23 protein-coding genes are annotated in these 22,611 nt (G+C 68.0%); 14 read left to right on the forward strand and 9 right to left on the reverse strand.

The genetic code is table 11. The features are described from left to right. Window positions 1-75: 75 nt before the first annotated feature. Window positions 76-1,479, reverse strand: a complete 1,404-nt coding sequence (locus AB0I19_RS17835) for an MFS transporter (RefSeq protein ID WP_357149990.1) — start codon at window positions 1,477-1,479, stop codon at window positions 76-78. Between the two features lie 102 nt (window positions 1,480-1,581). Between AB0I19_RS17835 and AB0I19_RS17840 the strand changes: the two genes are divergently transcribed. After that, a complete protein-coding gene (locus tag AB0I19_RS17840; RefSeq protein WP_357149993.1) occupies window positions 1,582-2,190 on the forward strand; it encodes a TetR/AcrR family transcriptional regulator in 609 nt (202 codons plus the stop codon). A gap of 54 nt (window positions 2,191-2,244) precedes the next feature. Here AB0I19_RS17840 and AB0I19_RS17845 read toward each other — a convergent pair whose 3' ends face one another. Then, window positions 2,245-2,895 carry a hypothetical protein gene (locus AB0I19_RS17845; protein ID WP_357149996.1) on the reverse strand — a complete coding sequence of 217 codons (651 nt, stop codon included), beginning with the start codon at window positions 2,893-2,895 and terminating at the stop codon, window positions 2,245-2,247. Here AB0I19_RS17845 and AB0I19_RS17850 point away from each other — a divergent pair. Beyond that, a complete protein-coding gene (locus AB0I19_RS17850) occupies window positions 2,887-3,255 on the forward strand; it encodes a hypothetical protein (protein WP_357149999.1) in 369 nt (122 codons plus the stop codon). The two genes, AB0I19_RS17845 and AB0I19_RS17850, sit on opposite strands and share 9 nt — an antisense overlap. Before the next feature lie 332 nt (window positions 3,256-3,587). Here AB0I19_RS17850 and AB0I19_RS17855 read toward each other — a convergent pair whose 3' ends face one another. The 5 genes from AB0I19_RS17855 to AB0I19_RS17875 are packed head-to-tail and all read right to left on the reverse strand — an operon-like array spanning window position 3,588 to window position 9,222. Further along, on the reverse strand, window positions 3,588-4,436 hold the full coding sequence (locus AB0I19_RS17855; protein WP_357150002.1) for a sirohydrochlorin chelatase: 849 nt from the start codon (window positions 4,434-4,436) through the stop codon (window positions 3,588-3,590). Then, window positions 4,436-5,731 carry a GTP-binding protein gene (locus tag AB0I19_RS17860; protein WP_357150005.1) on the reverse strand — a complete coding sequence of 432 codons (1,296 nt, stop codon included), beginning with the start codon at window positions 5,729-5,731 and terminating at the stop codon, window positions 4,436-4,438. Before AB0I19_RS17860 ends, AB0I19_RS17855 begins: the two co-directional genes overlap by 1 nt. A 1-nt stretch (window position 5,732) precedes the next feature. Further along, window positions 5,733-6,710 carry a sulfate adenylyltransferase subunit CysD gene (gene cysD, locus AB0I19_RS17865; protein ID WP_357150008.1) on the reverse strand — a complete coding sequence of 326 codons (978 nt, stop codon included), beginning with the start codon at window positions 6,708-6,710 and terminating at the stop codon, window positions 5,733-5,735. Continuing rightward, on the reverse strand, window positions 6,689-7,408 hold the full coding sequence (locus AB0I19_RS17870) for a phosphoadenylyl-sulfate reductase (protein ID WP_067642387.1): 720 nt from the start codon (window positions 7,406-7,408) through the stop codon (window positions 6,689-6,691). The genes cysD and AB0I19_RS17870 overlap by 22 nt, the downstream gene beginning before the upstream one ends. A gap of 20 nt (window positions 7,409-7,428) precedes the next feature. Next, window positions 7,429-9,222 carry a nitrite/sulfite reductase gene (locus tag AB0I19_RS17875; RefSeq protein WP_357150011.1) on the reverse strand — a complete coding sequence of 598 codons (1,794 nt, stop codon included), beginning with the start codon at window positions 9,220-9,222 and terminating at the stop codon, window positions 7,429-7,431. 431 nt (window positions 9,223-9,653) lie between these two features. Here AB0I19_RS17875 and AB0I19_RS17880 point away from each other — a divergent pair, with 431 nt between their 5' ends. From AB0I19_RS17880 to AB0I19_RS17895, 4 genes are all read left to right on the forward strand, one after another. Continuing rightward, the gene (locus AB0I19_RS17880) at window positions 9,654-10,079 is read left to right on the forward strand and encodes an SgcJ/EcaC family oxidoreductase (RefSeq protein WP_357150014.1); all 426 of its coding nucleotides are present in this window, start codon (window positions 9,654-9,656) and stop codon (window positions 10,077-10,079) included. A 282-nt stretch (window positions 10,080-10,361) separates the two neighbouring features. Further along, entirely contained in the window at window positions 10,362-11,522 is a 1,161-nt protein-coding gene (gene hemW / locus AB0I19_RS17885; RefSeq protein WP_357150171.1) for a radical SAM family heme chaperone HemW, read from the forward strand. Between the two features lie 68 nt (window positions 11,523-11,590). Continuing rightward, window positions 11,591-12,124 carry a DinB family protein gene (locus tag AB0I19_RS17890; RefSeq protein WP_357150016.1) on the forward strand — a complete coding sequence of 178 codons (534 nt, stop codon included), beginning with the start codon at window positions 11,591-11,593 and terminating at the stop codon, window positions 12,122-12,124. Between the two features lie 189 nt (window positions 12,125-12,313). Next, window positions 12,314-12,556, forward strand: coding sequence for a hypothetical protein (locus AB0I19_RS17895; RefSeq protein WP_067486687.1), 243 nt, complete (start codon window positions 12,314-12,316; stop codon window positions 12,554-12,556). 57 nt (window positions 12,557-12,613) lie between these two features. On the opposite strand, the gene AB0I19_RS17900 is transcribed toward AB0I19_RS17895, so the two are convergent. Beyond that, a complete protein-coding gene (locus tag AB0I19_RS17900; protein WP_357150019.1) occupies window positions 12,614-14,260 on the reverse strand; it encodes a hypothetical protein in 1,647 nt (548 codons plus the stop codon). Beyond that, complete coding sequence (locus tag AB0I19_RS17905) at window positions 14,260-14,655, reverse strand: hypothetical protein (RefSeq protein WP_357150022.1); 396 nt, start codon at window positions 14,653-14,655, stop codon at window positions 14,260-14,262. Before AB0I19_RS17905 ends, AB0I19_RS17900 begins: the two co-directional genes overlap by 1 nt. A 255-nt stretch (window positions 14,656-14,910) precedes the next feature. Between AB0I19_RS17905 and hrcA the strand changes: the two genes are divergently transcribed. The 8 genes from hrcA to era all read left to right on the forward strand — a co-directional run bounded on the left by hrcA (window position 14,911) and on the right by era (window position 22,520). After that, window positions 14,911-15,945 carry a heat-inducible transcriptional repressor HrcA gene (gene hrcA / locus AB0I19_RS17910; RefSeq protein WP_067486696.1) on the forward strand — a complete coding sequence of 345 codons (1,035 nt, stop codon included), beginning with the start codon at window positions 14,911-14,913 and terminating at the stop codon, window positions 15,943-15,945. Window positions 15,946-16,078: 133 nt separating this feature from the next. Beyond that, entirely contained in the window at window positions 16,079-17,233 is a 1,155-nt protein-coding gene (dnaJ, locus tag AB0I19_RS17915) for a molecular chaperone DnaJ (protein ID WP_067486699.1), read from the forward strand. A 5-nt stretch (window positions 17,234-17,238) separates the two neighbouring features. After that, a complete protein-coding gene (locus tag AB0I19_RS17920; protein ID WP_357150026.1) occupies window positions 17,239-17,979 on the forward strand; it encodes a 16S rRNA (uracil(1498)-N(3))-methyltransferase in 741 nt (246 codons plus the stop codon). Between the two features lie 245 nt (window positions 17,980-18,224). Then, a complete protein-coding gene (locus AB0I19_RS17925; RefSeq protein WP_357150029.1) occupies window positions 18,225-19,247 on the forward strand; it encodes a PhoH family protein in 1,023 nt (340 codons plus the stop codon). A gap of 137 nt (window positions 19,248-19,384) precedes the next feature. Then, a complete protein-coding gene (ybeY, locus tag AB0I19_RS17930; RefSeq protein WP_067486705.1) occupies window positions 19,385-19,939 on the forward strand; it encodes an rRNA maturation RNase YbeY in 555 nt (184 codons plus the stop codon). A gap of 5 nt (window positions 19,940-19,944) precedes the next feature. Continuing rightward, window positions 19,945-21,294, forward strand: a complete 1,350-nt coding sequence (locus tag AB0I19_RS17935; RefSeq protein ID WP_067486708.1) for a hemolysin family protein — start codon at window positions 19,945-19,947, stop codon at window positions 21,292-21,294. Beyond that, window positions 21,287-21,622 carry a cytidine deaminase gene (locus tag AB0I19_RS17940; RefSeq protein ID WP_067486711.1) on the forward strand — a complete coding sequence of 112 codons (336 nt, stop codon included), beginning with the start codon at window positions 21,287-21,289 and terminating at the stop codon, window positions 21,620-21,622. The genes AB0I19_RS17935 and AB0I19_RS17940 overlap by 8 nt, the downstream gene beginning before the upstream one ends. Beyond that, entirely contained in the window at window positions 21,615-22,520 is a 906-nt protein-coding gene (gene era, locus AB0I19_RS17945; RefSeq protein ID WP_357150032.1) for a GTPase Era, read from the forward strand. Before AB0I19_RS17940 ends, era begins: the two co-directional genes overlap by 8 nt. Window positions 22,521-22,611 lie beyond the last annotated feature (91 nt).

The following is a 22,611-nucleotide window of genomic DNA, read 5'->3' on the forward strand; positions in this document are numbered from 1 at the left end:
CTTTCCGGTCTGCCCAGCTCGTTGTCCGTCGTTGCTGCCGTCGCTGTGCGGTGGTGGCCCCGTGCACGATCGGCTCTAGTTCTGTGCGTTCGACGGCACGAGGAGAAGCAGTGCGACGGCCAGGCCGATCGCCGCGCCGATGGCGAAGACTGTATGAAAGGCGCGCACCGCGTCATCGGGGACGGCGGTGAAGACCGCGGCGAGTACGGCGACACCGACCGCACCACCCACCTGCCGAGCGGTCACGTTCATGCCGATGCCTGCCGCGAACTGTTGTGGAGGAACCGAACTCGCCGCAGCGGTACCGAGCACGGTGACCACGATGCCGATGCCGCCGCCGCCGAGCAGCCCGGCGGGTACCCACGCCGACCACAGCGCGGTGTTCGGGCCGAAAGCGTCGGTGCTCATCCAGGCGAGTGCGGCCGTGTACATCAGCGCACCGAGCACCGCGGCCCACCGCTGCGCCGATGCCGCGGTTATCCGGCCGACGATCACCGAGGTGACCATGGAGGCGCTCGCGCCGACGGTGAGCGCAGCCGCAGATTCGAGGACCGAGTACCCCCACATCGCGTCGAGGAACAAGGGGCCCGCGAGTAGCCAAGCGAACATCGTCGCGCCGAACAGCAGCGATCCGGCGTTGGCGAGGGCGAATCGGCGATTCCGCCAGAGGTTGACGGCCACTGCGGGCGCGGGGTGGCGCAGCGAGCGAACCAGCGCGAATCCCACGAGTGCGGCGCCGCCGATCAGCGCGACGAGAGTGCCCGGTGCGGTCCAGCCCCAGGTTTGCCCCTCGGTGATCGCGGCGACGACCGCGCCGAGACCGAGCGCGATCGCGACAATGCCGAGCGGGTCGGGCAGGGCCGTGTCGGCGCGCGGCTCGTCGATGGGCAGGCGCAGGGCAGGAACGATCAATGCCACCGCGACCGGCACGTTGACCAGGAAGACCGCGCGCCAGCCGAGGGTCTCCACCAGCGCGCCACCGATCGCCGGACCGATCACCGCGGCGAATCCGCCCGCGGCCGTCCAGGCGGCGATGGCGGCGCCGACCTTCTCCCTCGGAGTGGCGACCAGAACGAGCGCGAGCGCCGAGGGAACCATGAATGCCGCTGTCAAGCCCTGCAGCAGGCGTCCGGCGATGAGCCAGCCCGCACTCGGCGCGAGCCCGCACAGCACAGAGGTGACGGCGAAACCCGCCAGTGACAACGCGAACATTCGCCGCCGTCCGAGGTTGTCGGCGAGTCGTCCCGCAGGGGTGAGCAGGGCGGCGAAGGCGATCGCATAGCCGCTGACGATCCAGGTCAGCGTGCTGGCTGGGGTGTCGGGGTAGCTGGATGCGATGGTCGGGAAGGCGATGTTCACCACGGACAGGTCTATGAAGGCGATGAACGCCGCGCCTACGGCAACGGCCAAGGTGCGCGTCGCGGCGCGGGTATCGGGAGTGGTCCGCGGATGCTCGGGCCGAGCGGACACGTCGGTCATGAGAGGGCCCCTTCGGGGAGAGGAATAAGAACGTACGATCGTTCGTAAATAAAGTACGACCGATCGTTCGTGCGAGCAAGTGCGGGTGGGACAATGGCAGCTATGACCCAGATCGAGCCCGCCGATCAGCGACTGGCGAAGGGGGCCCGTGCGCGTGCCACGATCGCGCGCCGCGCGGCCGAATTGGCCTCTGTCGAAGGTCTCGACGGCCTGAGTATCGGCATGCTCGCCGCGGATCTCGGCATCAGCAAGAGCGGAATCGCCACGCTGTTCGGTACCAAGGAGGCGCTCCAGCTCGCGGCCGTGCGAGCCGCCCGCGACGTGTTCGTCGAGCGGGTGATCGCGCCGAGCCTGCGGGAGTCGCGCGGCATCGACCGGGTCAGGACACTGATCGATCGCTGGTTCGACCACATCGCTGATCCACCGTTCCCTGGTGGCTGTTTCCGGGTCGCGACATTGACCGAATTCAGTAGCAAGCAGGGCGCCGTACACGATGCGATCGTGGCCGATCGAGAGGAGTGGCTCGGCCTGTTGACGACCGAGGTTCGCAAGGCTCAGGAAGACGGCGATCTGGCGGTAACCGATCCCGATCAGCTGGTTTTCGAGCTCGACGCGTTGGTCAGCGCCGCTAATATCGCCCGCCAGCTCGGTGATTCGACCCGTTTGGCCGCCGCGCGGACCATCACCGCCCGTCTGCTGACGCAGCGGTGAGGAAACGCCGACGGCGCCACCACCGTGGGGTGGAGGCGCCGCTCGCGGGGTCGGCTATTCGGCTGTGAGGGTGAAAGCCGCGGTACGGACCACGTCGCCGTGCTGGAAGTCCAGGAACAAGCGGTAGGTGCCGGGGCCGGGAACGGCGGTGTGGAAGGAGATTTCGGGCCCGGAAGGTGTGATGCCGTCGCCGGGCTCGCCGTTGGGGTGCACGTGGACGTAGGCGAGGTCGCCCGCCCGCAGGATCACCAGGTGACCGAAAGCCGCCAGGTAGGGCTGCAGATCGGTGACCGGCGCACCGTCCTTGCGCACCGTGAGGGTGAGCAGATCGCCCTCGGCACGCAATTCGCCGTCGACGGTCACGGTGTACCCGTCGACCTCCGTGCTGCGATTCACCGCCGGAACCGGCTGCGGCGCATAGTGACCCGCGATGGCGAGGTCCGCTCCGAGAGTGATGGTGCGGCCGAGAGCGCGCGGCGCGATATCGGTGAACACCCGGTAGGCGCCCGCCTCCGGCAGTTCCAGCTGGATCGTCCAGGTGCCGTCGGCCTCCCGGCGCGGATGCACATGCCAGAACCCCGTCAGCTCACGCCGTGCCACGATCAGGTGCAGCTCGCGATCGTGGATGGGATCGAACTCGGTCACCGCCGCCCCGTCGGGCCCGAGAATCCGGAACCGGAAGTCGATCACGCCCGGTTGAGCCACGGTGGTCTCCAGATCGAGGGTGTACCCGTCCTGGGTGATCTGCAGCCCGCCGGGGAGTCCGGCAGCGTGCGCGCCGTGGTCACCGTGACCGGCATGGTTCCCCTGCGGTGCTGCGACTGCGTCGCCGGTGCCGTGACCACCGTGGCCGGAATGCGCACCGTGCGCGGCGTGGTCCCCGTGCGCGGTCTGGCTGTCGCGGCCGCCGTGTGCTGCGTGGTCGACGTGATCCGCATGAGCTGCCTGCGTCGCGTGTGCGCTGTGCCCGTGTCCTGCGTGCGATTCCTGCTGCGCCTGAGTGCCGTGTTCGGCATGGCCGTGAGCGCTGTGGGCGGCGTGTTCGCCATGCGCACCGAGGTGTGAGGCATGTTGTGCCGCAGTGCTTTCGGGAGTGGTGTCGAGAGCGTTCGTGTTGTGGGCGGTGTGGGAGTTGGTGGTCATTGTCTTGCCTCTCTGTTCCCTAGTGCGTTGACACGAATTTATACCCCCCAGGGGTATGCAGTAAAGGGATGAGAGTGTGATCTGGCGCACTAGCCCAGCTGGCTTCGGGAGCATTTCGGGAGTGCAGGCGAGGCGTCAAGGGCACGAGCTATGCGCAGGAAAGGCGCCCGGAGGTGTCTGCGGATGCTGTGCGCCGGATATCGGCACGGAAATCGGGCGCGACCAGCTCCTCGGCGGTACGCCGGCGGGATTCGTCAGGCGGAGAGTTCGAGATCAGTCGCGATCGCCGCGTCGTAGCGGGACCAGATCACCTCGGTGAGCGCGGGGTGCGGGCCGATGACATCGGCGTGTACGAGGCGCGGCGCGTGGTGGAGCAGGCGGTCGGTGAGCAGCCCCGGTGCGAGGAACCACGGCGCGACGACGACCTGTTCGACTCCGCGCGCATGTAACCGGTCGACCGCGGCATTGATGCTGGGTTCGACTGTGGCAAAGCATATTTCGGTGCGAAGGCCGGTCGTCACCGCAAGCCGTCGAGCAACGGCGGCGGTCCGGCGATTCGCCGATTCGTCACGAGACCCGACAGCGGCAACCGCGACCCCCACGGCGGCACGGCCGCTTTCGTGCGGGAGAGCTGCCGGTGTCGTCGGGCGGTGCATCGAAACAGGCTCTGGCACAGGGAAACCCACCGACACCCCGGCGACCCTGTCGGCAAGCGCCGCGATCAATCGCGAATCCGCCCCGAGCACCTCGGTCTGGGTCAGGCGCACCAGCGGATGCCTGTTCGCCGACTCCGCCAGGAGGGCGGGCAGATCGACTCGCGCGTGAAAAGCGTTGCCGAGCAACAACGGAACAACGATCACGTCGCGATGCCCGAGCGCGGCGAGCTCGTCGACGACCTGGTCGAGCGAGGGCGCGCTGAGGTCGAGAAAAGCCAACCGGACCGTCAGATCCGGTCGGGATGCGGCGACCGAGGCGACCACCGCCGCCATCGTCGTCGCCGAACGCGGATCACGGCTGCCGTGGGCCACCGCGATCAGTGCGGGCCCGCCTCCGCCGCGCGGCACCGGAACGGCACCGCGCGACGGGACGAGCGAGCGTGTCATCAGACCGTGGTACCGACCTCGACCGAGGTCAGCACATCGCCGACCAGGCCGGCCGCGAGGGTGTTGCCACCAGCGGGATCGATCAGCAGGAACGAACCGGTGTGCCGGTTGGTGCGGTAGTCGTCGGCCGGGATCGGCTCGGCCAACCGCAGCGATACCCGTCCGATGTCGTTGAGCTCCAACGTCTCCGGACTCGGCTGGGCGGTGAGCGTCTGCTCGTCGAACCGCTCCACCAGCGCGCCGACGATCGCCTGCGTGGTCTTGGCGCCGTGCTTGAGCAGCAGTCGCGCGCCGGGACGCAGCGGCTTGTCGCCGAGCCAGCAGACGGTGGCGTCGAAGGTGTCGATCGCCTCCGGAGCGTCGGCGACAGAGGCGATGATGTCGCCACGCGAGATGTCGACCTCGTCGGCCAGGATCAGCGTCACACTGCGCCCCACCTGCGCGACGGCCAGCTCACCGTCGGGGGTGTCGATGCGCTCGACGGTGGTGCGGATGCCCGAGGGCAGCACCACGATCTCGTCGCCGGGCGACACCGAACCGGCCGCGATCTGACCGGCGTACCCGCGGTAATCGGGGTACTCGGCGGTGCGCGGACGGATCACGTACTGCACCGGGAACCGCAGTCCCAGCGCATGCGTGCCCGTCGAATCCGCGTCGACCGGAACCGATTCCAGGTGCTCGATCAGCGAGGGACCGTCGTAGTACGGGGTGTTCTCGGAGCGGCTGGCGATATTGTCACCGTGCAGCGCCGAAACCGGGATCTCGAGGACGTCCTCGTCGGCCCAGCCCAGCTTCGAGGTCAGCGAATTGAACTCCGCGGAGATCTCGGCGAACACCTCGGCCGGATTGTCGACCAGGTCGATCTTGTTCACCGCGAGCACCAGCTTCGGCACCCTGAGCAGCGCCAGCACCGCGGCATGGCGACGGGTCTGCTCGATGACGCCCTTGCGCGCGTCGGTCAGCAGGATCACCAGCTGCGCGGTGGACGCGCCCGACACGGTGTTGCGGGTGTACTGCACGTGGCCGGGGGTGTCGGCGAGCACGAACGAGCGCTTGGGCGTGGCGAAGTAGCGGTACGCCACGTCGATGGTGATGCCCTGCTCACGCTCGGCACGCAGACCGTCGACCAGCAGCGACAGGTCGGGGGTCGACAGACCCTTGTCGACCGAAGCGCGGGTCACGGCGTCGATCTGATCGGCCAGCACGGACTTCGTGTCGTAGAGCAGCCGTCCGACCAGAGTGGACTTGCCGTCGTCGACAGAACCGGCGGTGGCCAGCCTCAATAGGTCGGACATATCAGAAATAACCCTCTCGCTTGCGGTCTTCCATGGCGGCTTCGGAGACGCGGTCGTCGCCACGGGTGGCGCCACGCTCGGTCAGCCGGGACGCGGCGACCTCGGCCAGGATGGCCTCGTTGTCGGCGGCGTCGGAGATGATGGCGCCGGTGGTCGAACCGTCACCGACGGTGCGGTAGCGCACGGAGCGGGTCTCGAGGACCTCGTTCTCGTTCGGGCCGCCCCACACGCCGGGGGTCATCCACATGCCGTCGCGCTGGTACACCGGGCGCTCGTGGGCGTAGTAGATCGAGGCCAGGTCGATGTCCTCGCGGGCGATGTAGCGCCAGATGTCGAGCTCGGTCCAGTTGCTCAGCGGGAACACGCGCACGTGCTCACCCGGCGCGTGCTTGCCGTTGTAGAGGTTCCACAGCTCGGGCCGCTGCCGCTTCGGATCCCACTGGCCGAAGGCGTTGCGCAGCGAGAAGATCCGCTCCTTGGCGCGCGAACGCTCCTCGTCGCGACGGCCACCGCCGAACACCGCGTCGAAGCGGTGTTCGGTGATGGCGTCGAGCAGCGGAACGGTCTGCAGCGGGTTGCGGATGCCGTCGGGGCGCTCGGTGAGGCGACCGTCGGCCAGGTACTCCTCGACCGAGGCCACGTGCAGGCGCAGCCCGTACTTGTCCACCACCTTGTCGCGGAACTCGAGCACCTCGTCGAGGTTGTGCCCGGTGTCGACGTGCAGCAGCGCGAACGGCAGCGGCGCGGGCCAGAAGGCCTTGAGCGCCAGATGCAGCAGCACCGTGGAGTCCTTGCCGCCGGAGAACAGGATCACCGGCCGCTCGAACTCGCCCGCGACCTCACGGAAAATGTGGATCGCCTCGGATTCCAGCGCCGCGAGGGTGTCGAACTCGGTCAGGCCGAGGTCGCGTTCGGTGGTGTGGGTACTCACAGGCTCACTCCCAGAGGTGGTGACGGTCATGATTGGTGCAATCCGCATTCGGTCTTGGCCAGGCCGGCCCAGCGGCCGCTGCGCGGATCGGACCCCGGCTCGGGCTTGCGCGTGCACGGTGCGCAGCCGATGGACGGGTAACCCTCCTCCACCAGGGGATTGACGAGGATGCCGTTGGCCTCGATGTAGGCCTGCATCTCGTCGTCGGACCACGGTGCGATCGGGTTGATCTTCACCAGGCCGAAGGCTTCGTCGAAGGAGATCAGCGGTGCGTTGGCGCGGGTGGGCGCCTCCACGCGGCGGATGCCGGTGACCCACGCGTTGTAGCCCGCGAGGGACTTCTTCAGCGGCACGACCTTGCGCAACCGGCAGCATTCGGCGGCGTCGCGGGCGAACAGGTCCTTGCCGAGCAGCTCGTCCTGTTCGGCGACGCTGTGCTCGGGGCGCACGTTGATCACGTTCACCCCGTACACGGCCTCGACCGCGTCACGGGTGCCGATGGTCTCGGCGAAGTGGTAGCCGGTGTCGAGGAACAGCACATCCACGCCGGGGCGGGTTTGCGCGGCCAGGTGCACAAGCACGCCGTCCTGCATGTTGGACGCGACGATGTAGTTGTTGCCGAAAGTGCGGTCGGTCCAGGCGATCAGGTCGGCGGCCGAGGCGTCGGGGCCCAGTTCGGCCGCACCCTGCTCGGCGAGCGCGCGCAGTTCGTCTTCGGACAGCTTGGCGGCGAGATTCGTTGTCACAGTTGAGATCTCCTCATCCACTAACGGAGGTCGGCCTCGTCGGCGCGAACCGCCCACACCGCGAAGCGTTCACCGTCTTCGCGGTTCTTGACGAAGTTGCGCACGACTCGCTCGATGTAGTCGCCGAGCTCGACACTGGTCACCTTGTGCTGGCGCAGCTTGCGGCCGAACCCGCTGTCCAGGCCGAGGCTGCCACCCAGGTGAACCTGGAAGCCCTCGACCTGATTCCCGTTGCCGTCGTCGACGAGCTGGCCCTTGAAGCCGATGTCGGCGATCTGGGACCGGCCGCAGGAGTTCGGGCAGCCGTTGATGTTGATGGTGATCGGCACGTCGAGCTGCGCGTTGATGTCGGCCAGGCGCTGCTCGAGCTCGGGGGCGAGCACCTGCGAACGCTTGCGGGTCTCGACGAACGACAGCTTGCAGAACTCGATGCCGCTGCACGCGAGCAGGTTTCGCCGCCAGACCGACGGACGTGCCTGCAGGCCGAGCGGTTCCAGTTCGTCGATCAGGGCGTCGACCTGGTCGTCGGCGATGTCGAGGACGATCAGCTTCTGGTACGGGGTGAACCGGATGCGGTCCGAGCCGTACTTCTCGGCGGCGTCGGCGACCTTGCTCAGGATGGTGCCCGAGACGCGACCGGCGATGGGGGAGAAGCCGACGGCATTGAGGCCGTTGCGCAGCTTCTGCACGCCCACGTGGTCGATCGGCTTGGCGGGCTGCTCCGGGGCGGGACCGTCGATCAGCTTGCGCTTCAGGTACTCGTCCTCGAGGACCTGGCGGAACTTCTCGATGCCCCAGTCCTTGATCAGGAACTTCAGGCGCGCCTTGGTGCGCAGGCGGCGGTAGCCGTAGTCGCGGAACAGCGAAACCACGGCTTCCCAGACGTCGGGAACCTCGTCGAGCGGCACCCACGCGCCGACCCGCTTGGCCAGCATGGGATTGGTCGACAGGCCGCCGCCGACCCACAGGTCGAGGCCGGGACCGTGCTCGGGGTGGTTCACGCCGACGAACGCGACGTCGTTGATCTCGTGCACCACGTCCTGCTGACCCGAGATCGCGGTCTTGAACTTGCGGGGAAGGTTGGAGTACTCCTTCTTCCCGATGTAGCGCTTGACGATCTCGTCGATCGCGGGCGTCGGGTCGATGATCTCGTCGAGCGACTCACCGGCCAGCGGCGAACCGAGGATCACGCGCGGGCAGTCGCCGCACGCCTCGGTGGTGTGCAGGCCGACCGACTCCAGCCGCCGCCAGATCTCCGGGACGTTCTCGACCTCGATCCAGTGGTACTGGACGTTCTCTCGGTCCGACAGGTCGGCGGTGTCGCGGCCGAACTCGGTGGAGATCTGGCCGATGGTGCGCAGCTGGGCGGCGTTGAGCGCGCCACCGTCGCAGCGCACGCGCATCATGAAGTACTTGGCTTCGAGCAGGTCGATGTTGTCGTCGTCGGTCCAGGTGCCGTCGTAGCCCTCTTCACGCTGGGTGTAGAGACCCCACCAGCGGAAACGGCCACGCAGGTCGGCTTTGTCGATCGAGTCGAAGCCGCCCTTGGCGTAGATGTTCTCGATCCTGGCCCGCACATTGAGCGGGTTGTCGTCCTTCTTGGACTGCTCGTTCGGGTTGAGCGGTTCGCGGTAACCGAGGGCCCACTGGCCTTCGGAGCGGCGGCGGACCGGCTTGCCGGTGCGCTCGCGCGGCGCGACCGCGCCTTCGGGGCGCGGGCGGTCGGGCCGGACGCGGCGCTCGGTGACCGGGCGCTCGGGACGGGCCTGCGCCGTCGACTGTTCGGTCGAACCGGCGTCGGTGCTCGACGTCATGTGGGGTCGCTCCTGCGGGGGTGGGTGAACATCCGTGCTGAAGGCGCGAGGGGCTGGCTCGCGTCAGGTGGTCAGCGGGCCGATGAAAGTCGAAGGCACCGGGAGATTCCCGGGCGGACGCCGCTGCGCTACCGGTGGAAACCGGGCCGACAACAGGCGCTGCAGACACGCTGGAAGTCGACGTGGCGACGGGCCACGAGTCGTACTCCAGTTGCGTGCATGCGCCTATTGTGCCATGTCAGGGGGGTCGTTCCGACCGCAAGGAGATATTTCCCGCACTTTTGAGGGAAATCCCCTGGACGACCGTACCGTTCTGTGACAGGGGTCATACTTCCGGCGCGGGAAGTTACCGGCGATTCGTCTGCCGGCAGAGATGTGTCGGGCGCCACATCCGTTGACCTCAACCGCCGTTGAGGGCGCACAGTGTCCGCATGAGCAACGACGTCACCGTGGCGGGCCGGATCCCCGCCGATCTCGACACCGAACTCGCGGCCATTCGCGCCGTCGTCGGGACCATCGCGCACGCGCAGGACAACGAACTGATCGACGAGTTCGTCTCCGTCTTCCGCGAGGACGCGATCTGGACCACGGGGCACGGCAAGCGGCTGTTCGGCCGTGCGGCCATCGCCGAGTTCACCGCCAAGGTCCTGCCTGGCGCGACCACCCATGGCAAGGCGACCTACGAGATCGAGCACGTGCTGTTCCTGCGGCCCGACGTGGCCGCGGTGAAGATTCGGCAGAGCTACTTCACGCTGGACGGCGAGCTGTCGGGGCAGGGCACGCCCATGTACGTGATGACCAAGGAAGACGGGGTCTGGGTGCTCACGGCCAACCAGAACACCCCCGTGGTGGACTGACCGCCAAGCCTTCGTGCGCTGCCCGTCGCCGAAACCGGTGTCCGGGCAGTGTTCGGACTTTCCGGCGACAGGCGCATAGCTGGGCCACGGGTCGCTCGCTCGGTCGGTCGAGCGGCCCGCGCGGTGCCGAGTCCGGTCGGGTCCCGCGTGGCGAAGCGGGGGCGCGACGACCGGTACCGGGGCCGGACGCGGCAGTTCGCCGAGGCCCGGCAGACTGTAGGGGTGACTACCAGCGCGACTCCCGTGGCTCCCGGGGCGACATCGGCCGACGCCGAGCGGCCGGTGCTGCGCGATTTCGGGGGTGGCGCTTTCGGCGTGTACGTGCATGTGCCCTTCTGTGCCACACGCTGCGGATATTGCGACTTCAACACCTACACGGCGGGGGAGCTCGGCACCTCGGCATCGCCGCAGTCGTGGCTCGAGGCGTTGCGCGGCGAGCTCGCCACCGCGGCGACCGAGTTCGGTGCGCTGCCGACCGCGACCCCCGAGGTCTCGACGATCTTCGTCGGCGGCGGAACACCGTCGCTGCTCGGCGGCGACGGGCTCGCCTCGGTGCTCGACGCGGTGCGCGCGAACTTCACCCTCGCCACCGATGCCGAAGTAACGACCGAATCCAACCCGGAATCGACTTCGCCGGAGTTCTTCGATCGCCTCCGCGCGGCCGGGTACACCCGGATCTCGCTCGGCATGCAGTCGGCTGCGGCACACGTCCTGAAGGTGCTCGACCGCACTCATACGCCGGGCCGGGCGGTGGCCGCGGCGAAGGAAGCGCGCGCCGCCGGATTCGAGCACGTGAACCTCGACCTCATCTACGGCACACCCGGTGAGACCGACGCCGATCTGGACGCGAGCCTGGACGCGGTGCTGGCCGCCGGTGTGGATCATGTGTCCGCCTACTCCCTGATCGTGGAGGACGGAACCGCGCTGGCGCGCAAGGTCCGCCGTGGTGAACTGCCCGCACCCGACGACGATGTACTCGCCGCCCGCTACGAGCGCGTCGATGCCCGCCTGGCCGAGGCCGGGCTCGGCTGGTACGAGGTATCCAATTGGGCCGCAAACGATTCCGCGCGCTGCAGGCACAACCTCGGCTACTGGGCCGGCGGTGACTGGCTCGGTGCGGGTCCCGGCGCGCACAGTCACGTGGGTGGTGTGCGCTGGTGGAACGTGAAGCACCCCGCCCGCTACGCCGACCGCGTCGCCCTCGGCGGTCTGCCCGCCGCGGGCTGGGAAGCCCTCACCGACGACGAGCGCTACACCGAACACCTCATGCTCACCCTTCGCCTGCGCACCGGCCTTCCCCTCGCCGACCTCGCCCCCTCCGCCCGGCCTGCCCTCGACCGTGTTCTCGCCGACGGCTCGGCCCACGTCGTCGACGACCACCTCGTCCTCACCGATCGTGGACGACTGCTGGCCGACGGCATCGTCCGCGATCTCCTCGGCTGAGCGCCACCAACGCTCTTTCGCCGAGAATTCGTTCGCTCGTACGCGGGTGTCGTGGCACGATCCCGCCCGTGTCCACGTCACGAAGTGAGTTGCTGCGGTGGCAGTTCGATCTCGTCTGGTCGTTGTTCGAGTACCACCTCGAGCGGCTGCGACAGGAGGACTTCCTGTGGGAACCGAGCGCGCTGTGCTGGACGATGCGCGAAGATCCCGCAGGCGGGTGGGTCGCGGACTGGGCGGATACCGAACCCGATCCGATTCCGGTACCGACGATCGGCTGGCTCACCTGGCACATCGGGTGGTGGTGGAGCGTGGCCATCGATCATCTGCGGCAGCGAGCACCACGTGAGCGAACCGATATCGCCTGGCCGGGACCCGGCGACAGCACCATCGAGTGGCTCCGCCGCCTACGGCAGGAGTGGCTCGACACGCTGAGCGAACTCGACGACGCCGACTTCGACCTCCCCTCCGGTTATCCATGGCCCGCCGACGCCGGCCTGACCGTCGCGCATCTGGTCGGCTGGGTCGATGCCGAACTGATGAAAAACGTGGCCGAGATCGGACAGCTGCGGTTGCAACGCGCGGCACGCGATGCCGTTTCGTGACGTCTTTTTCGCGGCGTGGTCGAGCTCACGGCGGCTTCGATGATCCCCCGGTCATCGGGATGATGTGGTCTGATGCACACCCTCTGGCGAGGGTTGACCACCGGGGTATCCGAACCGATTCTTCGGTGGGTTCAGGGCCGAAGATAACGATTGGGGGCGTAGGCTTCGGGTCGAAACCTAGGGAGCTATATGTCCACCGAACGGCACATCACCCTCGTCCACGAGCAGAGCGAGTTCGCTGAAGCGCGCTCTGCTGAGAAGGCGGAGAACGCTCGTCAGTGCGCGGTCGCCGCGCGGACGGTCGCTTCGCATTCCAACGATGCCGAAGATTGCGTGTCACTGTTGGCCATGCTCGGCCTGGATGCCCTCGCGGGCAAAGAAGTGGGCGCCGCCCACTCACCCGCCCGCGTCGGCGCCGCCCGCCGCATCTGATCGGCTCACGGTCGCCCACCCCGGGCGACCGTGACCCGACCCCTCCACCCGCGGACATCAACACCCCCGCGCCGTGGACCCGTGCCCGCCACCCCGCGCCCCACCGATCACTCCATCGGTAATGGTCGGCGCCGGTCGACCGAGCAACACCTCGGTATTGGCCGAGGTAATCAAATACTCCGGCACCCCGCGAGCGTGCTCCTCGTGCTCTGCGCCGGGCAGACCCGGCGCCAGGGCGACGCAGTGGAACCACCGCGCGGCCCCCTGCCCCGTGCCGGACGCCCTCGTCTCGACTCCCGCATCGCCCGCCGTCGGCGCATTTCCTGCCAGAGCCTTATCCGCCGCTAGTAGGTTGCCCGTCGGGGCGTCGTTCGCCCGGAGTGCGTGGTCTGCCGGGGCGTTGTCTGCGGCGACTGCGTTGCCTGTCAGAGCCTCGTTTGCGGACAACGCCATATTTGCGAGCGCGATGTGGTCCGCGAATGTGTTGCGTACCGCCGCACCGGGGCTGACAGTCTCTGTCTTCGCCTGGCCTGCCCCGCGTTGCCCGCTGCTCGGGTTCTGGCCACCGCCCTCGTGGTGACCGCTGCTTTTCATAGGCCCGCCACCATCCGGCCGAGTTGCCACTGCACTGTCGACCTGCGGCGCGACACCTTCACCGGCGCCCGTACCCGCTCCCGCGCCCGAAGTTGTTGCGCGCCCGATCCTCGCCTCGCCGCGAGGTCCCGCACCTGACGCTGCTGGACCTGTCGACGAACCAGCCGTCTCCGCACCGCGAGTACTCGCCGAACCGCCCTCGCTGCGAGTGCGTCCCCGTTCGGCATCGCCGGATTGTTGCGGCCCATCAGCATTCGGTCCTGATGATTCACCGACGCGCATCATGTCGACCCTCGCCGCGCCGACGTCCACTGCGCCTGCTGTTCCTCCGCCAACAGCTCCGATGCGGGTAGCCGTCGCAGCTCCGCTCGCGTCGGCGAGGTTCGCGTCGAATTGCCTTGTGTCAGTACCCGGCATGAAAGAGCTGGGCACTGCGCCGGTAACGGCAGACCGTTCCACATCGTGGCCCGAAGACGCTGCCGGCCTGCATGATTCGTCGCACGTTCTCAGCACGTTCGCGTCCATGGCGGTCCCGATGGGTCGGTAATGCTCGGCGGCCGGCAAGGGTGTGGACAGGTCGTTGCCGAGAGGGTCGCCGTGACCAGTAGCCACGTAAGAATGAATCGGCTGCGGTATCAACGGGATTCGGCTGAAGATCTCGTTGAAAGGCCGGACGTAGCGATCACGCATGGCAGCTCTCGCCTCTTCTTCCAGGATGCCGGCCTCCCGCATCCCACCCGGATCGGTGGACCACACCGGCACAGCGGACTCCTCGACGAGCTCGGGAATCGCGTACTTGGTGGCGACTACCGCATCGGCCGCCGCTTGGACCAGAGAGGGGATGGCGTGGACAGCTGAGAGGAGTTCTCGTGCCTGATCGAGGTATCGCCGGAGAGAAGACATGGCGGCCTCCGCCCCGACACCCGACCAGGCCGCCGACAGCCCCACGCTGATCGCGTGATCGAAGGCATCCAGCCCCTCTTCCCAGCGCCGCGCCAACTGCTGGAACGCGTCCGCCTGTGCAACAGCTTCGGTGACATCGAGGGATGAGAACGTCTCGGTGATCTCTCGATGCCGCCAGTGGTGGACGTTCTCACCACCGCCCGGCATCATCGGGCACCCTCCGCGAACGGATTACGCGTCGCCGGTGCGGCTTCCGCGTCGGCCAAGCGCAGCGCCCACTCGTCGTCGACCGCCACCAGCCGGTCCCGCGCGAGCCGATGCGCCTCGCGGATATCGCCGACGATCCGGCGGTGCGTCTCCATCGCGGCAGCCACCACCCCCGCCGTCTCCCGGAACCGGCCGACCAGCGCGGGTCCGGAGATCAGCCGCCCATCACCTTCTCCGAGACCCCAGTGCGTCTGCGAACAGATCTGCCCGGCGAGCAGCGAGACATTCTCGACTACCTCGAGAAACATCACACACGCCCGATCGATCCCGGCGAATTCCTCCGGACGCACCACGACCGCGGAGTCACCCGCGCCCCACTCGTCACCGAATCGCATCGCAAACCCCTCCCGCCCCGGAAAAGCGCTGGTGAAGCGCCTGATTCACGACCGAACGTACGCTGGGCGCAATAGCCCGACAAGCCCCGATCCTCGCCCTGTGGATAACTCCGCCCTGTGGAGAACTCACCGGAGAACGAGACAATTTAGACTGGACTGCAAGACGCCCCGAGCGCCCGCGTGCGAGTCTGTGCCCCAGCACTGCAAACAACGCGGGCCGACGACGTACCCGGCACGAGCGAGGAGGTGGGGTCGATGGCTTCGAGCACCGAAGATCGGCGATTCGAGGTCCTGCGAGCGATTGTCGCGGACTACGTCGCCACCAAGGAACCGATCGGCTCGAAGTCGCTGGTCGAACGGCACAATCTCGGAGTGTCCAGCGCCACGGTCCGCAACGACATGGCCGTGCTGGAGGCGGAGGGCTACATCACCCAGCCGCACACGAGTTCCGGGCGCGTCCCGACCGACAAGGGCTACCGCGAATTCGTCGACCGGATCGCCGAGGTGAAGCCGCTCTCGGGCGCCGAACGCCGCGCGATCATGGAATTCCTCGAATCCGGCGTAGACCTCGACGACGTGTTGCGCCGGGGGGTGCGGCTGCTGGCGCAGCTCACCCGCCAGGTCGCGGTGGTGCAGTACCCGACGGTGTCGGCATCGACCGTGCGTCACATCGAAGTCGTCGCGCTCAATCCCGCCCGCCTCTTACTGGTCGTCATCACCGACACCGGCCGCGTCGATCAGCGCATCGTCGACCTGGGCGCGGTGATCTCCGAGGACGACCTCGCCGCCGTGCGCGGCCTGCTCGGCGGTGCGATGGACGGCAAACTGCTCTCGGTGGCCAGCGCGTCGGTGGCCGGACTGCCCGAACGCGCGCCGGCCAAGATTCGCGATGTGCTGGTCCGGGTGTCGACCGTGCTGGTGGAAACCCTGGTCGAGCATCCGGAGGAGCGATTGGTGCTCGGCGGCACCGCCAACCTCACCCGCAATGTCGCCGACTTCGGTTTCCCCGGCTCGCTGCGCACCGTGCTCGAGGCGCTCGAGGAACAGGTCATCGTGCTGAAGCTGCTGGCCGCCGCCCAGCAGCCCGGTCAGGTGACCGTGCAGATCGGCGAGGAGACCCAGGTCGAGCAGATGCGCGGCACCTCCGTGGTGTCCACTGGATACGGCGCGGCGGGCGCGGTGCTGGGCGGTATGGGCGTGCTCGGCCCGACCCGGATGGACTATCCCGGCACCATGGCGTCGGTGGCGACCGTTGCCCGCTATATCGGTGAGGTCCTGGCCGAAAGGTGACCGCCGGGTCGGCGGCGACCGCGCGGGCACTGTTATGGTCGGTACTTCGACCGGGGTAAAGTTGAGTCGAACAGACTAAAGGATGCGCCCGGCGTTCGGCTGGACCACAGCGACCAAGGACTAGAGAACTCAAGTGGCACGGGATTACTACGGACTGCTCGGCGTCGGCAAGAATGCCACCGACCAGGAGCTCAAGCGCGCGTACCGCAAACTGGCCCGCGAACTGCACCCCGACGTGAACCCGGACGAGGCCGCGCAGGCCAAGTTCAAGGAAGTCTCCACCGCCTACGAGGTGCTGACCGACCCGGAGAAGCGCCGGATCGTCGACCTCGGCGGTGACCCGCTCGAAAACGGCGGCGGCGGTGCGGGATTCAGCGGTGCCGGGTTCGGCGGTCTCGGTGATGTGTTCGAGGCGTTCTTCGGCGGGATGAGCGGCCAGGGCGGCGGCGCGCGCAAGCCACGCGGCCGCGTGCAGCCCGGCGCCGACTCGCTGATCCGCACCAGGCTGAGCCTGGCCGAGTGCGCGGTGGGCGTCACCAAGCACCTCACCGTCGACACCGCCATCCTCTGCGACCTCTGCCACGGCGCGGGCACCAACGGCAACTCCAAGCCGGTGCGCTGCGAAACCTGTGGCGGCGCGGGCGAAGTGCAGTCGGTGCAGCGCTCGTTCCTCGGCCAGGTGCTCACCTCGCGTCCCTGCCCGACCTGTCGCGGCGCGGGCGAGGTCATCCCCGACCCGTGCACCAAGTGTGGTGGCGACGGCCGCGTGCGTGCGCGCCGCGAGATCGCCGCGCCGATCCCGGCCGGTGTCGCCAACGGCATGCGGGTGCGCCTGGCCGCCCAGGGTGAGGTCGGCCCCGGCGGCGGTCACGCTGGTGACCTGTACGTCGAGGTCGTCGAGCAGCCGCACGACACGTTCGTCCGCGACGGCGACGACCTGCACTGCACCGTCCGGGTCCCGATGGTCGACGCGATCCTCGGCACCACCGTGGTCGTCGACACCATCCTCGACGGGCCGACCGAACTCACCATCGCCCCGGGCACCCAGCCGGGCGAGGTCATCCACCTGCGCGGACACGGCATGCCCCGGTTGCGTTCGGGCGCGCGCGGCGACCTGCTGGCACACCTCGACATCGTGGTGCCGACCAAACTCGACGGCAAGCAGACCGAACTGCTGCGCAAGTTCAAGGGCATGCGTGACAAGGATCGCGCCGAGGTGATGTCGTCGCAGTCCGAGCACAACAGCGGCCTGTTCGCCCGGCTGCGCGCGTCGTTCAGCGGTCGCTGACCCCGATGGCCGCCACGGTCTTCTACCTCGACGACATCCCGGAGCCGGGCGCGGTCGCGGTGCTCGACGGCCCCGAGGGTCGCCATGCCGCGACGGTGCGCCGGACCCGGGTGGGCGAGTTGATCACCCTGTCCGACGGACACGGTGTGCTCGCCGACTCCGAGGTGATCGCGGCGGCCAAGGACCGCCTCGAGCTCGCGGTACGCAACCGCAGGCTGGCCGAACCGGTTATCCCGCAGGTCACCGTCGTACAGGCACTGCCGAAGTCGGATCGTTCCGAGCTCGCCGTCGAGCTGATGACCGAGGCCGGCGCCGACCTGATCGTGCCCTGGCAGGCAGCGCGCTGCGTCGCCAACTGGGAGGCCAAGGCCGCCAAGGGCATCGAGAAGTGGCGGGCGGCGGCGAAATCAGCGGCCCGGCAGTCGCGCCGTGCCTACATTCCCGAGGTCGCCGGCCTGCACCGCACGCGCGAGCTGCTCGAGCTGGTGCGCGCGGCGAAGGCCGACGGCGCGGTGGTCGCCGCCCTGCACGAGTCGGGCACCGGCAAGTTCACCGAGCTTCCGCTCGCGCGGAGCAAGGAAGTGATTCTCATCGTCGGCCCGGAAGGCGGCCTCGACGACGCCGAGCTGACCGCGCTCGCCGACGCGGGCGCCGACATCGTGCTGCTCGGCCCGACCGTCCTGCGCACATCCACCGCCGCAGCGGTCGCACTCGGCGCCCTCGGAGCGTTGACGAAGCGCTGGTGAGGGCGCGTGAAATCGCGCCGTGGGGGTACCCCGAGCGGGTAGTGACGGGTCCTCTACCACGTGCCCGTTTTTAACCGCTGTGCGGTGTCGGTGGGCGGCGGTAAACTGGTCTCATCGAACACCAGGTCGAGACCGGAAGCAGGCTATAGCCACTTTTGAAGAACACAGGCGAGATCGGCGATCCCACCCTCCCCGTCCCAGGCGTCGGTACCGACGGCAACGGAGCATCCCCGGCGGCGCGAACCGTGCGTTCCAGCATCGAACTCGCCCCCGAATCCGTTTTCCCCTTCCTCGGTTCGGCCGACCAGAATCTCCGTCAGCTCGAGCAGTTGCTTCCGGCCGACATCCACGTGCGCGGTAGCACCGTCACCATCACGGGCAAGGCCGCCGATGTGGCCCTGGCCGAGCGTGTCGTCGAGCAGCTGGTCGCGTTGACCGGCCGCAACCGGGTCATCACCCCCGAAGCGGTCCGGCACACCGTGTCCATGCTCACCGACGCGGGCGTGTCCGAATCGCCCGCCGAGGTGCTGAGCCTGGACATCCTGTCGCGGCGCGGCAAGACCATCCGGCCCAAGACGCTGAACCAGAAGCGCTACGTCGACGCGATCGACGTGAACACCATCGTGTTCGGCATCGGCCCGGCCGGTACCGGCAAGACGTATCTGGCGATGGCCAAGGCGGTGCAGGCCCTGCAGACCAAGCAGGTCACCCGCATCATCCTGACCAGGCCGGCGGTCGAGGCCGGTGAGCGGCTCGGCTTCCTGCCCGGCACGCTCAACGACAAGATCGACCCGTATCTGCGTCCGCTCTACGACGCCCTGCACGACATGATGGATCCGGAAGCCATCCCGAAGCTGCTGGCCTCCGGTGTCATCGAGGTCGCGCCGCTGGCGTACATGCGTGGTCGCAGCCTCAACGATTCGTTCATCATTCTCGACGAGGCGCAGAACACCACGGCCGAGCAGATGAAGATGTTCCTCACCCGTCTCGGCTTCGGCTCGAAGATGGTGGTCACCGGCGACATCTCGCAGGTCGACCTGCCCAACGGGCAGCGTTCGGGTCTGCGGGCGGCCTCGGAGATCCTCACCGATATCGACGACATCCACTTCTCGGAACTCACCAGCTCCGATGTGGTGCGTCACCGGCTGGTCTCCGACATCGTCGACGCCTACGACCGCTTCGAATCCGAGACCCGCGCGGTTCCCGCCCCGCACTACCCGGGCAACCGGGCGCAGCGCCGGGCCGCCGGTCGGGCCGACCGCCGTTGATCATGGTCCGGTGACGCCTCGGGCAGCGTCACCGGCCATACGCTGCGTCGATGCCGATTCACTACAATGCAATGCGATTTTCTGAAGTGCGTTGTACTGGATGCAGCGCGATGTAGTTCGGCCCGTACCCTGAACACGTGAGCATCGAGATCGCCAACGAATCGGGTATGGACATCCCCGAAGAAGACCTGGTCAGCGTCGCGCGTTTCGTGATCGGGCGGATGGACGTGCATCCGGCCGCCGAACTGTCGATGGTGCTCGTGGATCTCGACACCATGGCCGACCTGCACGTGCGCTGGATGGACCTGCCCGGCCCCACCGATGTGATGTCGTTCCCCATGGACGAACTCGAGCCGGGCGGTCGCCCCGACAGCCCCGAGCCCGGCCCGTCCATGCTCGGCGACATCGTGCTGTGCCCGGAATTCGCCATGGGCCAGGCGCAGAAGGCCGGTCACTCCCTCGACCACGAGCTGGCCCTGCTCACCGTGCACGGCGTGCTCCACCTGCTCGGCTACGACCACGCCGAGCCGGAGGAGGAGAAGGAGATGTTCGCGCTGCAGGCCCAGCTGCTCGAGGAGTGGTACCAGAGCCTGCGCGAGGAACAACTGCGCGCCGAACTGGCCGAACGTGACGCCCGCCTGCTCGGTAAGGCAGGGTTCACCGCACCGGGTGACGCACTGGGCCCCGCGTGACATCTATGGTGCAGATCCTGCTCGCCATCGGGCTGATCGGCCTGGGTGGTGTGTTCGCAGGTGTCGACTCGGCGCTCAATACCGTCTCGCGCGCACGGCTCGACGACATGGTCCGCGAGGAACGGTCCGGCGCCGCGCGCTTGCGCAAGATCGTCGACGACCGTCCCCGCTATGTGAATCTGATGGTGCTGCTGCGCATTCTGTGCGAGATCAGCGCCACCGTCCTGTTGGCCGCCGCGACGCTGGAACTGTGGAGCCCGACGACCGCGCTGCTGGTCACCGCCGCCTCGATGGTCGTCGTCTCGTATGTGGTGATCGGGGTCGGCCCACGCACCCTGGGCCGCCAGCACGCCTATTCGATCGCGCTGGCCGCGGCCGTCCCGATGCAGATCATCGGTGCTGTGCTGAGCCCGGTGAGCAGGCTGCTCATCCTGCTCGGTAACGCCATCACTCCTGGTAAAGGGTTCCGCAACGGTCCGTTCGCGTCGGAGATCGAGCTGCGCGAGGTAGTCGACATGGCGCGCGAGCGTGGCGTGGTCGCCGACGACGAACGCCGCATGATCCAGTCGGTCTTCGAACTGGGCGACACCGCCGCTCGCGCGGTGATGGTGCCGCGCACCGAGATGGTGTGGATCGAAAACGACAAGACCGCCGCCCAGGCGATGTCGCTCGCGGTGCGCTCCGGGCATTCGCGCATCCCGGTGATCGGCGAGAACGTCGACGACGTGCTCGGTGTGGTCTACCTGAAAGACCTTGTGCCCTATGCCGATCGCGCCCGCAAGGTGACGGTGCGCGAGGTGATGCGCCCGGCCGTGTTCATCCCCGATTCCAAACCGCTCGACGCGCTGCTCGACGAGATGCAGCGCCGCCGCAACCACATGGCCCTGCTGGTCGACGAATACGGCGGCATCGCCGGGCTGGTCACCATCGAGGACGTGCTCGAGGAGATCGTCGGTGAGATCGCCGACGAGTACGACACCGACGAGACCCCGCCGGTGGAGGACCTCGGCGAGGGCCGCTACCGCGTGTCGGCCCGCTTGTCGGTGGAAGACCTCGGCGAGCTGTACGGCCTCGACATCGAAGACGAAGACGTCGACACCGTCGGTGGCCTGCTGGCCCACGAATTGGGCCGCGTCCCCCTGCCGGGTTCCAAGGTGACCGTGCACGGCCTGGTGCTGCGCGGCGAGGGTGGCGCCGACGCGCGCGGGCGGATGCGTGTGAACACCGTGCTGGTGCGCCGCGCGGCCGACAAAGAGAAGAAGACAGACAAGGCCCGCAATGGCAAGCCCGACGAGGCGCAGGCCGAGACCGACCCGGTGACAGTGCCCGCAGACAATGGAGAGACCGATGAGTGAACTCGACGCAGAGGACAACAAACTGCTGGTACTGGCGCGGGGCGCGCTCGGCCGCACCGGTGGCGCGAGCGGCGCGGCGGTACGTGACACCGACGGCCGCACCTACGCCGCGGGTGAAGTGACGCTCGCCGCCCTTCGCCTGACCGCGTTGCAGGCCGCGGTTGCCGCCGCGATTTCCAGTGGCGCCGAGGGTTTCGAAGCGGCCGTGGTGGTCGGGGCGAGCGGAGAGGATGCCGGCATCGCGGCGATGCACGAGGTGTCGCCCGGGGCAACGGTGATCCACACCGATCGTTCGGGTGCCGTGCTGAGCGAGGTGCGCGGTGGCTGACACCGAATTCCGTTCCGGCTTCGTCTGTTTCGTCGGCCGCCCCAACACCGGCAAGTCGACGCTGACCAATGCCATGGTCGGGTCGAAGATCGCGATCACCTCCTCGCGCCCGCAGACCACCCGGCACACCATTCGCGGCATCGTGCACCGTGAGCACGTCCAGCTCATCCTGGTCGACACCCCCGGTCTGCACCGCCCGCGCACCCTGCTCGGTCAGCGCCTCAACGATCTGGTGCGCGACACCTACTCCGAGGTCGACGTGATCGCGCTGTGCATCCCGGCCGACGAGAAGATCGGCCCCGGCGACCGCTGGATCGTCGAGCAGATCAAGCAGATGGCGCCCAAGACCACCGTGATCGGGGTGGTCACCAAGATCGACAAGGTGGGCCGCGACGAGATCGCCCACCAGCTGATGGCGCTGTCGAAGCTGCTCGGCCCCGAGAGCGAGGTCGTTCCGGTCTCGGCGGTGAAGGGCGAACAGGTCGAGGTGCTCATCGACGTGATCGCGTCGAAGATGCCCGAGGGACCGGCGTTCTACCCCGACGGCGAGATCACCGACGAGCCCGAGGAAACCCTCATGGCCGAGCTGATCCGCGAGGCCGCCCTCGAGGGTGTGCGCGACGAACTGCCGCATTCGCTGGCCGTGGTGATCGAGGAGATCGAGCCCTACGAGGCCAACGAGGACATGCTCGAGGTGCATGCCCTGCTGTATGTGGAACGGCCGAGCCAGAAGGCGATCGTCATCGGCAAGAACGGTTCTCGCCTCAAGGAGGTGGGTACCAATGCCCGCAAACAGATCGAGCACATCCTCGGCACACGGATCTACCTGAATCTGCACGTGAAGGTGGCCAAGGACTGGCAGCGCGACCCCAAACAGCTGGGGAAGCTGGGTTTTTGACCGTTTGCGTGTCGGCGGTTCGGGGTATCGTTCGGCGAACACGCCGATTGTGATCGGCGTTGTTCGCTGATCACCCGGGGAGGCTGTGCAC

This window comes from Nocardia sp. NPDC050413, assembly GCF_040655475.1.
Taxonomy (GTDB): Bacteria; Actinomycetota; Actinomycetes; order Mycobacteriales; family Mycobacteriaceae; genus Nocardia; species Nocardia coubleae.